Genomic DNA, 13,501 nt, shown 5'->3' with positions numbered 1-13,501 from the left:
TTCTGCCTTGGCCACACCGGGAAACTGGCGTGCGACACCAGAATAGCAGACCGCCAGGAGAAACAATTTGGCCAGCAGGCACAAGAACTGCAGCCAAGAGGTGAAAACAGCAGCTTGACGCGCCGCACGGCGCATCATTGAAGTGAAAATGGGCAAGCTCCAAAAAGCGGGCCACGGACCATTGGGAGACCATGATGAAATATAGACTGACTCTTGCCGCAGCCCTGCTGTCGGCGACGTTCTTTGCTGGCGCCGCCAGTGCAAAGACTTTCGTTTTCTGCTCGGAAGGTTCACCGGAGGGCTTTGACCCCGGCCTCTACACTGCCGGCACGACTTTCGATGCTTCGGCGCACCCGATCTACAACCGCCTGCTCGAATTCAAGCCGGGCACCACGCAGCCCGTCGCGGCGCTGGCCCAGAGCTGGGAGATCTCCCCGGACGGCACGGTCTACACCTTCAAGCTTCACCCGAACGTCAAGTTCCAGACCACTGAATTCTTCAAGCCGACCCGCACGCTGACGGCCGACGATGTCATCTTCTCGATCGACCGCATGATCAACGAGAAGAACGCCTGGAACAAGTACATTGCCGGCGGCTCCTGGGAATATGCTGAAGGCATGGGCTTCCCCAAGCTCATCAAGTCGATCGAAAAGGTTGACGACCTGACCGTGAAGTTCACGCTCAACCGCGCCGAAGCCCCCTTCCTGGCTGACCTTGCCATGCCTTTCGCTTCGATCCTGTCGAAGGAATATGCCGACAGCCTGGAGAAGACCGGCAAGAAGGAACAGCTGAACCAGATGCCGGTCGGCACCGGTCCGTTTACCTTCGTCGGCTACCAGCAGGATGCCGTCATCCGCTTCCAGAAGAATGTCGATTACTGGGGTACCGCCCCGAAGATCGACGACCTGATCTTCGCAATCACCACGGATGCCGCGGTACGCTACCAGAAGCTCAAGGCTGGCGAATGCCACCTGATGCCTTACCCGAACGCCGCCGACGTCCAGTCGATGAAGGCCGACAAGAACCTGAAGGTCATGGATCAGGAAGGCCTCAACATCGCCTACCTCGCCTATAACACGACCAAGGCTCCCTTCGATAAGCCTGAAGTGCGCATCGCGCTCAACAAGGCCATCAACAAGAAGGCCATCGTCGACGCCGTCTTCCAGGGCATGGCCACTCCGGCTGTCAACCCGATCCCGCCGACCATGTGGTCCTACAGCAAGGCCACCAAGGACGACACCTACGATCTCGACGCCGCCAAGAAGATGCTGGCCGATGCCGGCGTCAAGGACCTGTCCATGAAGGTCTGGGCGATGCCGGTTTCGCGTCCCTACATGCTGAACGCCCGCCGCGCCGCCGAAATCATCCAGGACGACTTCGCCAAGATCGGCGTCAAGGTCGAGATCGTCTCCTACGAGTGGGCCGAATACCTGAAGCGGTCCAAGGACAAGGACCGCGACGGTGCCGCCATCATGGGCTGGACCGGCGACAACGGCGATCCGGACAACTTCCTTGACACCCTGCTCGGTTGCGACGCCGTCGGTGGCAACAACCGCGCTCAGTGGTGCAACAAGGAATTCGACGACTTGGTGAAGAAGGCAAAGGTCACCGCCGATCAGGGCGAGCGCACCAAGCTTTACGAGCAGGCACAGCTGATCTTCAAGAAGGACGCTCCCTGGGCAACCATCGACCACTCCCTCGCCGTCGTTCCGATGGTTAAGGGCGTAACTGGCTTTACCCAGAGCCCGCTCGGCGATTTCACCTTCGAATCGGTCGATATCGCCGAGTAATCGCTGAATAAACCTGATTTTGCCGCGGGATGCGTTGCGTTTCCCGCGGCATTTTCATATGAAGCGCCCAAAAATCAGGCGGAGACGCCGGAATTGCCGTTGCCATGGCTTGACACGGCCGTGAATCGGTCAGGCCCAAGAACCACCAAAGGTCTTCCATGTTTGGCTTCCTGTTGCGGCGCCTTGCCGTGTTGATCCCGACCTTTATCGGGGTCTCGATCATCGCTTTCGCGTTCATCCGCCTTCTGCCGGGCGATCCCGTGGAACTCCTGTCCGGGGAGCGGGTCATGTCGCCGGAGCGGCATGCACAGATCAGCCATGATCTGGGCATGGATCGGCCGATCGTCATCCAGTATTTCGACTATCTTGGCGGGATCGTAACGGGAGACTTCGGCTCCTCGATCGTCTCCAAGACGCCGATCCTCAAGCAGTTCTGGGCGCTGTTTCCGGCTACCGTCGAATTATCCTTCTGCGCCATCGTCATTGCCATCGCACTCGGCATCCCGGCCGGCATGATCGCCGCCATCAAGCGCGGCTCGATCTTCGACCAGGGGCTGATGGGTATCGCGCTTGTCGGCTATTCCATGCCGATCTTCTGGTGGGGCCTGCTGCTGATCATTCTCTTCTCCGGCACGCTGCAGTGGTTTCCGGTTTCCGGCCGAATCTCGCTGATGTTCTTCTTCAAGCCGGTCACCGGCTTCATGCTGATCGATTCGCTCCTGTCGGGGCAGAAGGGGGCATTTGCGTCCGCCATTAGCCATCTGGCGCTGCCCTCGATCGTGCTGGCAACCATTCCGCTGGCCGTCATCGCCCGCCAGACGCGCTCCGCCATGCTCGAAGTCCTGTCTGAAGATTACGTCCGCACCGCCCGCGCCAAGGGTCTGTCGCCGTTCCGCGTCGTCGGCATCCATGCGCTGCGCAACGCCATGATCCCCGTCATCACCACGATCGGCCTGCAGATCGGCGTCATGCTGGCCGGCGCCATCCTGACCGAGACGATCTTCTCCTGGCCGGGTATCGGCAAGTGGATGGTGGATAGCGTCTTCCGCCGCGACTATCCGGTCATCCAGGGCGGCCTGCTGCTGATCGCCGCCATCATCATGTTCGTCAATCTCGTGGTCGATCTGCTCTACGGCCTGATCAACCCCAGAATCAGACACTGAACCGGCACGAGAAGGAGAAAATTCCCATGGCCGATACCATCACCGATATCGACAATTCACCACAGGTCCTGTCGAGCGCCGCTTTGCGGCGCCAGATGTTCCGCGAGTTCTGGTTCTACTTTTCCGAAAATCGCGGCGCCGTGATCGGGCTCGTGGTCTTCCTTATCCTGATCTTCGTGGCTGTCTTCGCCGGGCTGATCGCACCGCATTCGCCTTTCGAACAGAACCGCGACGCCGTGCTGCTGCCCCCCGCCTGGAGCGATGGCGGCCGCACCGCCTATCTGCTCGGCACCGATCCGGTCGGCCGCGACATCCTCTCGCGCCTCATCTACGGCGCCCAATACTCCCTGTTCATCGGTGTCTTCGTCACCACGCTGTCGCTGGTCGGCGGCATTCTGGTCGGCCTGATCGCCGGTTACTACCGCGGCTGGGTCGATACCGTCATCATGCGCGTGATGGACATCATCCTCGCCTTCCCCTCGCTGCTGCTCGCTCTCGTGCTCGTCGCCATCCTCGGCCCGAGCCTGACCAACGGCATGATCGCGATCGCGCTCACCCTGCAGCCGCATTTCGTGCGCCTGACCCGCGCCGCCGTGATGGGCGAGAAGAGCCGCGACTACGTGACCGCCGCCCGCCTTGCCGGCGCCGGCCCGCTGCGGCTGATGTTCCGCACCATCCTGCCCAATTGCACCGCGCCGCTGATCGTGCAGGCGACGCTGTCCTTCTCCAACGCCATCCTCGATGCGGCAGCGCTCGGCTTCCTCGGCATGGGTGCCCAGCCGCCGGCCCCCGAATGGGGCACGATGCTGGCCGAAGCCCGCGAGTTCATCCTGCGTGCATGGTGGGTCGTCACCTTTCCGGGCCTCGCCATCCTCATCACCGTGCTGGCGATCAACCTGATGGGCGACGGACTGCGCGATGCGCTCGACCCGAAACTGAAGAGGTCTTAGAGAATGGCGCTTCTGCAAATAGACAACCTCACCGTTCAGTTCGAAACCGCCACCGGCTGGTTCAAGGCCGTGGACGGGGTCTCCATCTCGGTCGAAAAGGCCGAGGTCCTGGCAATCGTCGGGGAGAGCGGTTCCGGCAAGTCCGTGGCCATGCTGGCCGTCATGGGCCTCCTGCCCTGGACGGCCAAGATCACCGCCGACCGCATGCTGTTCGAAGGCCGAGACATCCAGAACATCAGCGCCACCGAGCGCCGCGCGCTGATCGGCAAGGATATCGCCATGATCTTCCAGGAGCCGGTCGCCAGCCTCAACCCCTGTTTCACCGTGGGCTTCCAGATCGAGGAAGTGCTCCGCGTCCATTTGCGCCTCGATAAAAAGGCGCGTCGCGCCCGCGCCATCGACCTGTTCTGTCAGGTCGGGCTTCCCAACCCGGAGGAGCGTCTGAACAGCTTCCCGCACCAGATGTCCGGCGGCCAGTGCCAGCGCGTGATGATCGCCATCGCGATTGCCTGCAGCCCGAAGCTGCTGATCGCCGACGAGCCGACGACGGCGCTCGACGTCACCATCCAGAAGCAGATCCTCGACCTCATCATGGACCTGCAGGCCAAAAACGGCATGGGCCTGATCATGATCACCCATGACATGGGTGTCGTGGCCGAAACGGCCGATCGCGTCGTGGTCCAGTACAAGGGCAAGAAGATGGAGGAAGCCGACGTGCTGTCCCTCTTCGAAAACCCGAGGAGCAACTACACCAAGGCGCTTTTGGCCGCCTTGCCGGAAAATGCCACGGGCGACCGCCTGACCACGGTCTCCGACTTCTTCGACGGCAATCCGGAACCCGCTCCATCGGCGGGAACGAACGGAGTAAACGCATGAGCGACAACACGATGCTCGAGGTCCGCGATATCAGGCGCGACTACGAATTGCCGGGCGGGCTGTTCAAGCCCAAGAAGACCGTTCATGCGGTCAAGGGCGTCTCCTTCAAGCTGGAGCGCGGCAAGACGCTGGCGATCGTCGGCGAATCCGGCTGCGGCAAGTCCACGCTCGCCCGCATGATCACCTTTATTGATGAGCCTACCGGCGGCGACCTGCTGATCGATGGCACAAAGGTCGACACAAGGCCCGGTCATCTGACCAAGGACATGCGCCAGAAGGTGCAGATCGTCTTCCAGAACCCTTACGGATCGCTCAACCCGCGCCAGAAGATCGGCGACGTGCTGGGCGAGCCGCTGGCGATCAACACCGATATGCCGGCCAGCGAACGGCGCGAGCGTGCCAACCAGATGCTGACGAAGGTGGGTCTCGGACCGGAACACTACAACCGCTATCCGCACATGTTCTCCGGCGGCCAGCGTCAGCGTATCGCCATTGCGCGCGCCCTGATGCTGAACCCGAAGCTGCTCGTGCTCGACGAGCCGGTCTCGGCGCTCGATCTGTCGGTTCAGGCCCAGGTGCTCAACCTGCTCGCCGACCTGCAGGACGAGTTCGGCCTCACCTACGTCTTCATCAGCCATGACTTGTCCGTGGTGCGCTACATCGCCGATGAAGTCATGGTGATGTATTTCGGCGAAGCGGTCGAACACGGCACCCGCGAAGAGGTGTTCTCCGATCCGAAGCACGACTATACGCGCACGCTTTTCGCCGCCACGCCGCGCGCTGACGTGGAGTCCATCCGCGCCCGGATCGCAAGCAAGAAGGCGGCCGCGGCGGCTGCGTGATCAAAGCCGTTACGGCCTTAATGAGATGGCGCCAGCCCTCACCTCCCTCATTCCTGTGCTCGTCACAGGAATCCAGCCAGCCCAAGTCCTTGGGCTGTAAAGGGCCTTCGCCGCGCAGACGCGCGACCGCTGGATTCCTGTCACAAGCACAGGAATGAGGGTGGGTGGGAAGGCCGCCTCAGTCCGATTGTTAAAACCTACTCGACAAAAAACCTGACGCTTGCGGCCCGCCCGGCAGCATCGATCACCGTCAGCGTCGAATAGCCCGCTCCATCCGGCGTCCACTCGCTGGTGCGGCGGCGCGAAACCTCCGAAAGCGGCTGGCCGTTGGCAAGCCACCGGAACGGCGCCCTTCCCCCCTGAAGCTTCAGCACCAGCGGCGATATCTCTCCCGCCTTGGCGCCCAGATCGACGCGCGCGCCCTCCGGCGGGTAGACGATCTGCGGCGCCGGCTCGCGTGTCGATGCCGAGAAGAGCCCGCCCGCCGTCATCGAAAAACGACGCTGACTGATAGGCAGATCGCCTTGGGCGATATGGGTGGCACCCGGCGGTGCCGGCGGCAGGGGCGTGATAGCGACACCGGACTTCGAAAATGCCTCGAACAGGATGGGGGCCGCCGTCTGGTAGCCGAAAATGCCGGGCACAGCACCATTGTCCGGCCGTCCGACCCAGACCCCCAGCACATAACGTCCGTCGAAGCCAACCGACCAGGCATCGCGGTAGCCGTAGCTGGTGCCCGTCTTATAGGCGATGCCGAGCCGCCGGCTGCCCATGGGCGGCAGCACATCCGAGAGGATATCCGCGACATTCCAGACCGCCTGCGGTTCTAGAAGCGGCTCACCGTCGATCGCTCCGGGCTGATCCTGGATACCGTCCCCCAGCCGCACCGGATGGCCGCGATTGGCAAGAGCCGCATAGGCCTGGACAAGATCCTTCAGCGTAATTCCGACGCCGCCGAGCCCGATTGCCAGGCCCGGCGCCTCGTTGGGCGGCAGCACAGGCCGGACATCGACGCGGCGAAAGCGGATCATCAGCCGGGAAGGCCCAAGCGCATCCAGAAGCCGCACCGCCGGCACGTTGAGCGACAATTGCAACGCTTGACGCACGGTCACGTCGCCCTGATAGGTCATGTCGAAATTCTTCGGGCGGTAACCGAAGAAATCCGCCGGACGGTCCTCGATGATGGTTTCCTGGGCGACCAGCCCCTGCTCGAAGGCCAGTCCGTAGATGAACGGCTTGAGGGTGGAGCCCGGCGAGCGATAGACCCGCGTCATGTCCACCCAGCCTGAACGGCTGGCGTCGAAGTAATCGGCCGATCCCACCTCGCCGACGATCGCGCCGGTCGTCGCATCCGCCATGACCATGGCAAGCGAGACTTTCGGGCTGAGCTTGGAGGATGCGTCTCGCGCCACCTGTTCCAGCGCTTGCTGGATACTGCGTTTCAACGTCGTCCGATGTTGCTCCACCTGCGGCTGCCGGCGGATGGCCGCCTCCGCCAGATGCGCGGCAAGGGCCGGCAATTGCAGCCGCCGTCGCGGCATGGCCTCGGCCGCCGCCCTTTCCGCCTCGCCTTCGCCCGTCAGCGCCGCGACCGCGGCCCGCATCAAGACCCGGCCCCGCGCCTGCCGCGCCGCCTCCTGATGCCGGTCCGGCCGCCGTGCCTCGGGAGATTGCGGAAGCGCCACGAGAAGCGCCGCCTCCGACAGCGTCAGCCGGCGTGGCTCCTTGCCGAAATAGGCAAGGCTCGCCGCCCGCACGCCTTCGAGATTGCCGCCATAGGGGGCGTGGGTGAGGTAGAGTTCGAGGATCTGCGCCTTGCTCAAGCGGCGCTCGATCTGCACCGCCCGCACGAGCTGCCGCAGCTTGGCCGACACGGATCGCGACTGGCGCGGCTCGATCAGCCGGGCCACCTGCATGGACAACGTCGATGCGCCCGACACGATGCGTCCATTGCCGAGGAACTGAAGTGCCGCCCGGCCGAGCGCTCGCAGGTCCACGCCGGAATGCTCGTAGAAGCGCTGGTCCTCATAGGCGATCAGCATGTCGACCAGGCGAGGATCGACATCCTCCACGCCGGTCTTCAGCCGCCAGCGACCTTCCCTGGTTGCAAAGGCCCGAAGCAGATCGCCATTGGCATCCAGCACTTCGACGGACTGCGTCTTCGCCCCGTCGAGCGGCGGCGGATAGGCCTTGTCGGCTGCATCAAGACCGAGCGCTGCGCCCGCCAGCAAGACAAGGCAGGTGCCGAGGCCAATGACTGCTTTCCACCTGCGCTTCATGGAATCCGTCCGACGCCGCTACGGCGCAGCGACGACCTCCATCTTGCCGCTTGCGGTGCGCCCCGAGAATTGCGGGCGATACATGTCGTCCACCTGCGCGGCCGGGTGATCGTAGACGCCGGGCGTCACGGCGCGCACGACATAGGCAAGCGTAATCTCCCTGGCATCGCCGGCGGTCCTGTTGAAGGCCGCAACGAAGCGATCGTTGCGGAACTCCGTATGGGCCGGCTCTACCTCCTCAAGCCAGTCGAAACTGGAAAGGCTGGCGCTGTTGACGATATTCGGATTGTCGATCTCGAACCCGGCGGGAAGCAGGTCCGTCACCACGATCCTGGACGGCCACTCGTTTGTCTCGGTGACTTTCAGCACGACGACATAGCGCTCGTTCTGCTTCGCCTGGCTGACATTCGCCTCCTCGCCGTCCATCGTATAGTAAGTGCGGGTGATGGCGAAGCCGTCGCCGCCAGCCGCCAGCGGCTGTGACGGCGCGGCGACCGTGGTGATGGCGGCAGAAAGAGCCGCACTGCTGGTGTTGCGGATCGTCAGCGGATGCTCGCTGAGCGCTTCCCCGGTCACGCGGGACATCAGCGTCCCGCGATGCGCCGTGCCGTTGACGTCAAGCTGGAGATCCTCGTCGCCGGCCTGCAATGCACGAGCGGCGAGCAGCATCCAGGACTGCTCCTGCGTGCTGGTATATGCCTTCGAGCTCCACTCCTTGGCAACGACGCTCGCCAGCTGCGGCACGATGGGCGGCACCGGACGGCTTTCCGCCGCAAGCGCCAGAACTGCCGCGCCGTCCCGGAGCGACGAACCATAGTCGGAACGCGCCAGGCTTACCTTGTGGATCTGTGCGTCCTGAGACATCTGCAGCGACTGCGCGAAGATCGACTGCGCCCGTTGGGCATCGCCGTAGAGGGACAGGGCCGCTGCCAGATGGGCCTTGGCTAGCGGCGTCGGGAAATCGTTCAACAACGTATCCGCGTAATAACGCAGGTCGCTGATCGCGGCCTTTCGGTTGCGGGCAAGCACGTAAAGCGCATAGGCCATCTCATTGCCCTGGTCCTTCACGTTGTTCGTGTAGCCCATGGCATTCTGCAGATTTTCGAGAGCCTGGACGAGCGCCTGCTCCGAAACCTCGTAGCCCTGTTCGCGTGCCCGCGACAGGAAGTCCGTCACGTAGGAATCGAGCCAGAGATCGCCGCTGTCCGGACCCCAGAGGCCGAAGCTTCCGGTTGAGGACTGGTAGGACAGCACCCGGTAGATGGCATCCTGTACGCGTTTCTTGACCTCGGCCTCGTCGGCAAGGCCATTCTGAACCGCCAGCTCGCTGAGATAGAGAAGCGGCAAGGCCCGGCTTGTGGTCTGCTCGGCGCAGCCATAGGGGTAGCGGTCGAGGCTCATCAGCAGGGCTGGCACGTCGAAGGCGGTGGAGCGGCTGACATTCACGCTGACCGAAGCGCCCTGCAGGATGCTGTCGGACAGCAATGCCTGATCCACCGTGACGCTGCCGCCCGGCTTGAGATCGACCAGACGGCGCTCCGTCACCGGCATGGCGGCCGGCCGCACCGGCACATCGAGAACCTGCTCTAGCGACAGCCCTGAGCTGTTCGATAGGCGAATGGCGACCGTTCCGTCTCCCGGCTGGATGCCGACAAGCGGCAGCGTGATGCTGGCCTTCCCGCCTGCGGCAAGCACGACCGGCTTGATCGCGCTCTGCCCGACGGCGACAGGCGTGTTGGTTGTGACGCTGAGATCGTAGGTCCCGGCCGGCGCATCCGTATTGGCGATGTCGAGCCGCAGATTGCTGTCGTCGCCAGGCGCGAGGAAGCGCGGCAGGCTGGCCGTCACCACGATCGGATCGCGGATGACGACATCCTTGACGCCGTGCCCGACCCCCGTCTTCGACCAGGCGGCGGCCATGACCCGGACCGTGCCGTTGAACTGCGGAATGTCGAAGGAAACATGCGCCTTGCCTTCGCCATCGAGCCGCACAGGGCCGGAGAAGAAGGCGACGAGCTTTTCCTTGGGCGGGCTCGCCTGGAGCGAAACGCTACCATCGCCGCCGGTGCGCAACTGGCCGGTCGCACCCAGCGAACCGTCGATCAGCCGGCCGTAGATATCGCGGATTTCCAAGCCCAGCCGGCGCTGCCCGAAATACCAGCTGTCGGGCGCAGGCGGCTCGTAGCGGGTGAGATTGAGGATGCCGACATCCACCGCCGCCACCGTCACATAGGCCTCTTCCGTGGCGCCGGCTCCGGCCACCTGCAGCGCGATATCCAGCGGCTGACGCGGCAGGGTCTTCTCCGGCGCCTCGATGGAAACGCTGAGATTGCGGCTCTCCGGGTCTACTTTCAGCCAGGTGATGCCGATGGCGCGCATCGGCATGCGGCTCTCCTGCGCCTCACCGGGCCGGTAGAGCGTCGCGGTTACGTAGGAGCCCGCACCCCAGGCGGCGGTGACGGGGATCTCCACCTCGCCGCCATTTGCGCCAAGGCTTGCCGTCTGCACGGAGACGAGGCTTTCGGCTCCCGCGGTCACCAAGAGTTCGCCGGCATAGCGCGAAGAGACCTTGAGCTTGGCTGTCTCTCCGATCTTGTAGCTCGGCTTGTCCAGGGCAACTTCGAGCGCATCTGGGGTCTCGCTGGAGCTTGCCGAAACGAACCAGCCAGCGTCGAACTCGACACTGGACTGAGGCCCTCCCACAGCCGCCGTTTCGATCTCCAGGCGGTAGCGGCCCCAGGCGACGGGAACCGCGATCTTGCCGCCATCGGTCGTCGCATCGACCACGCCGTTGGCGACCTGTCGCGTCTTCGTCACCGGTTCGAAACGCCAGGAGGAACCGTCACGATACCACTGGTAGTCGCGGTCGATCTTGACCAGCTTCCACAACAGGCCCTTCTGCGCCTGCTTCTTGCCGTCCGGATCGACGGTGATCACGTTGAAATTGCCCACCGCGTTCTCGGCAAGATCTCCGGAAAATTCGGGCTTGATGCCGATGCGGCCGCCGTCTGCCTTCACGGGGAGGCTCAGCGAACGCTCGACGGCGCGGCCGCCGGCTTCCCGCATCCGCACGGTCACCTCGGCCTTCACCAGCTGAGTGGTGGACGGCACCTCGGAAATGGCGGCATCGAAGCTGGCCTTGCCCTCTTCGTCGGTCGGATCGAGTGCGTCGAGCGTAGTGCGGACGGCTTCCGTTTCCTCTTCGTCCGCCAGCCCGAACTGGTATCCGGGGAAGTCAGCGCTGTCACGAGTCGGCTTCAGCACGACCTCGCCTTCGAGCGTCAGGCCGGCGGCAGGCGCACCATAGAGGAAGCGTCCTTCGACTGCGACCGGAACAGGCTTTCCGACCTCGATCTCCTTGATCTCGCTCGTCATGTCGAATTCGATGCGATCAGGCACGAAATCGTCGACCAGGAAGGTCTTCTCCGCGAGCGCCGTACCCTTTGGATCGGCAAAGACCTGCATCGTCCAGGTGCCGCGCATGGCGGAACCCAGCAGCGGCAGGTCGAGCGCATAGCCGCCGAGCGAACCGTTATTGACGAAGCGGCGCTCCTCCACGCCATCCGGCCGCAGGAATACGAATGTCAAAGGCAGGTTCGGTGTCGCAGTGGCATCGATGTTGCGGGCAAGCGCCGTGGCATGCACGATTTCACCCGGCCGATAGATGCCGCGCTCGGTCCAGGGCAGGACGTCGATCGCGCCGGGTGCTGGCCGGCCGGTGACACCACGGTCCGAGAGGTCGAACCCGGCTCGGGTCATATCGAGGAAGACATAGTCCTGACCCTTGTTCTGCGCGGTCAGCACAGCGGGAACCATGCCTGCTGCGCCCCGTATCAGCCCGGCCGTGAAGACGGCACGCCCATCGGCATCGGTCTTCGCCGTTCCAAGGATCTCGTTGTTCTTGGCAATCAGCTGCAGGTCGGCCCCTGCAATCGGCTTTGCCGTTCCGAGCGCCCGCGCAAACACGTGCAGGCCGTCCGTTCCGGCATAGGTGGTAAGGCCGATATCGGACACGACGAACCATTGCGTGGCACGGTTGTCATATTCCTGGATAGTCGCATTAGAAGCGGCCGCCGTCAGCACGTAGACGCCGGGCTTGCGGGCAGGCAGCGCCTCGTCCACCGGAAAACTCGTGACCACGTCCTTGTTCAGGTCGCGGCTGATGTCGATCGTCCCCTGCCAGACGAGCTCGCCGTTCTGCTGCTCGATCTGGCCGGCGGTATAGCCGTCCATCTGGCTGAGGAACTGCGAATTGGCAAGCAAGGCAGCGACATTGCGGTCGCCGACGCGGTAGAGCTTGAGGTTGGCCTTCTCGGTGTTGACGGACACAAGCGGGATGCCGCGCCGCGCCGTCGAGGGCAGCACGAAACTGTCGCCGGTAAACCGAACGGTCGGCGAACGGTCCTTCACGTAGAGGTCGAGATCGACCTGCGCCAGCAAGGCTTCGTCCACGGATGAGGGCAGACCGCGACGAAGCGAGAGCTTGTAGCGCTGGCCGTGCGTCAGGCCTTCGACGCAGATCTGGCTGTCCTTGGCTTCCATGGCCTTGGGTGCCTTGCCGTCGAGCACGACGAAGGGCGCATAATCCACGCCGCTTTTCACCAGCGGCTCTGAAAACTGGACGCAGGCGCGGGGATCGGCGCTGTCATTATCGACCGTATTGCCGGTCACGCGGAAGCCCTGCCGCTCGCGCAGATCGTTATAGGTCGCCTGCACCGTGCGTGCATTTACCAGTGCCAGGCTGGCCTTGTAGGCGCTGAGCGCCGGGCGATAATTCGCCTGCTTGGCAAGTGCGGCGCCTAGAACGGCAAGCGCATCCGCCCGCGTCTGCGTGGTGCGGGATGCCTGGTAGCCGTTGATGGCGGCAAGGACAGCCTCGCCTGCGGCCTCGCTATTGTCCTTCGGCGCCGTGCCGGCCGCCCGCGCCAGTTCGATCCACAGTGCGGCGTCATCCGGAGCAACGGAAAGGGCGCCCTTGTAATTGTACATCGCCGTGTCGATTCGGCCCGCCACCAGTTCGCTTTGGGCAATCGCCTTGAGGTTTGCCAGGCCGTAGCCCTGCTGGTTGTCGCCCAGTGCAAGACCTGCCTTTTCCTCGCGGGCCTGCTGCAGCAAATCCTCGGAAATAAAGGACAGCTTTTCGGGCGCGCCGATATCGGGGTCTGCCGCCGTTTCCACGATCTTGCCGGCCACTGCACCGACGAAGGTGTTGAGCTGGCTGAAATCGGATTTCAGGAAGCACCACTTCGCCTTGACGTTATAGGTAAAGGCGCGGCAGGCATTGTCGCCGATGCAGGTGGCCTCGCACTGCTGCTGGGTGACATTCTTCACCGTGCGAAGATCGAAGCCGGAGTAATCGGAATCCGCCGTTGTCTCGATGCGCCGCTCGGCAGCCGCAAGCGGCGGCGCCAGAGCGAAGACAGAAAGCAGTAAAGCTGAAAGTCCGAAAAACGCGTGCCTAGACATGAGGTCCCCCCTGGCTCCCGTTGCGCTGCACTTGTCCAATGGACGCAACGACTTGTCAACGAATCAACTGCGGATCGCGGCGTATATTTCTGGATGAATATCGGCAACCGCCGACACAAGGCTCCGCCTGCCTGG

Annotated in this window: 7 protein-coding genes; 5 read left to right on the top strand and 2 right to left on the bottom strand. The window is 63.5% G+C overall.

Features of this window, described 5'->3' with window-relative positions:
• The first annotated feature begins 194 nt into the window (after positions 1-194).
• The 5 genes from EPK99_RS21475 (at position 195) to EPK99_RS21455 (ending at position 5,621) form a co-directional block, all read left to right on the top strand.
• On the top strand, positions 195-1,790 hold the full coding sequence (locus EPK99_RS21475; protein WP_128445143.1) for an ABC transporter substrate-binding protein: 1,596 nt from the start codon (positions 195-197) through the stop codon (positions 1,788-1,790).
• Positions 1,791-1,948: 158 nt separating this feature from the next.
• Positions 1,949-2,953 carry an ABC transporter permease subunit gene (locus EPK99_RS21470; protein ID WP_128445142.1) on the top strand — a complete coding sequence of 335 codons (1,005 nt, stop codon included), beginning with the start codon at positions 1,949-1,951 and terminating at the stop codon, positions 2,951-2,953.
• 95 nt (positions 2,954-3,048) lie between these two features.
• Entirely contained in the window at positions 3,049-3,903 is an 855-nt protein-coding gene (locus tag EPK99_RS21465; protein WP_245582529.1) for an ABC transporter permease subunit, read from the top strand.
• A gap of 3 nt (positions 3,904-3,906) precedes the next feature.
• The gene (locus tag EPK99_RS21460) at positions 3,907-4,779 is read left to right on the top strand and encodes an ABC transporter ATP-binding protein (protein WP_128445140.1); all 873 of its coding nucleotides are present in this window, start codon (positions 3,907-3,909) and stop codon (positions 4,777-4,779) included.
• Positions 4,776-5,621 (top strand): dipeptide ABC transporter ATP-binding protein, encoded by an 846-nt coding sequence (locus EPK99_RS21455; protein WP_128445139.1) that lies wholly within the window; start codon positions 4,776-4,778, stop codon positions 5,619-5,621. Before EPK99_RS21460 ends, EPK99_RS21455 begins: the two co-directional genes overlap by 4 nt.
• Positions 5,622-5,818: 197 nt before the next feature.
• Here EPK99_RS21455 and pbpC read toward each other — a convergent pair whose 3' ends face one another.
• Both pbpC and EPK99_RS21440 read right to left on the bottom strand, forming a co-directional pair.
• The gene (gene pbpC / locus EPK99_RS21445) at positions 5,819-7,900 is read right to left on the bottom strand and encodes a penicillin-binding protein 1C (protein ID WP_128445137.1); all 2,082 of its coding nucleotides are present in this window, start codon (positions 7,898-7,900) and stop codon (positions 5,819-5,821) included.
• 18 nt (positions 7,901-7,918) lie between these two features.
• Positions 7,919-13,366 carry an alpha-2-macroglobulin family protein gene (locus tag EPK99_RS21440; protein ID WP_128445136.1) on the bottom strand — a complete coding sequence of 1,816 codons (5,448 nt, stop codon included), beginning with the start codon at positions 13,364-13,366 and terminating at the stop codon, positions 7,919-7,921.
• Positions 13,367-13,501 lie beyond the last annotated feature (135 nt).

The sequence above is a fragment of the Neorhizobium lilium genome, from assembly GCF_004053875.1.
Classification (GTDB): domain Bacteria; phylum Pseudomonadota; class Alphaproteobacteria; order Rhizobiales; family Rhizobiaceae; genus Neorhizobium; species Neorhizobium lilii.
This window is presented reverse-complemented; position numbering and strand designations above follow the sequence as displayed.

Coding starts and splice junctions, on each gene's coding strand:
- EPK99_RS21475 (WP_128445143.1), top strand. CDS start 195: ATGAAATATAGACTGACTCTTGCCGCAGCCCTGCTGTCGGCGACGTTC.
- EPK99_RS21470 (WP_128445142.1), top strand. CDS start 1,949: ATGTTTGGCTTCCTGTTGCGGCGCCTTGCCGTGTTGATCCCGACCTTT.
- EPK99_RS21465 (WP_245582529.1), top strand. CDS start 3,049: ATGTTCCGCGAGTTCTGGTTCTACTTTTCCGAAAATCGCGGCGCCGTG.
- EPK99_RS21460 (WP_128445140.1), top strand. CDS start 3,907: ATGGCGCTTCTGCAAATAGACAACCTCACCGTTCAGTTCGAAACCGCC.
- EPK99_RS21455 (WP_128445139.1), top strand. CDS start 4,776: ATGAGCGACAACACGATGCTCGAGGTCCGCGATATCAGGCGCGACTAC.
- pbpC (WP_128445137.1), bottom strand. CDS start 7,900: ATGAAGCGCAGGTGGAAAGCAGTCATTGGCCTCGGCACCTGCCTTGTC.
- EPK99_RS21440 (WP_128445136.1), bottom strand. CDS start 13,366: ATGTCTAGGCACGCGTTTTTCGGACTTTCAGCTTTACTGCTTTCTGTC.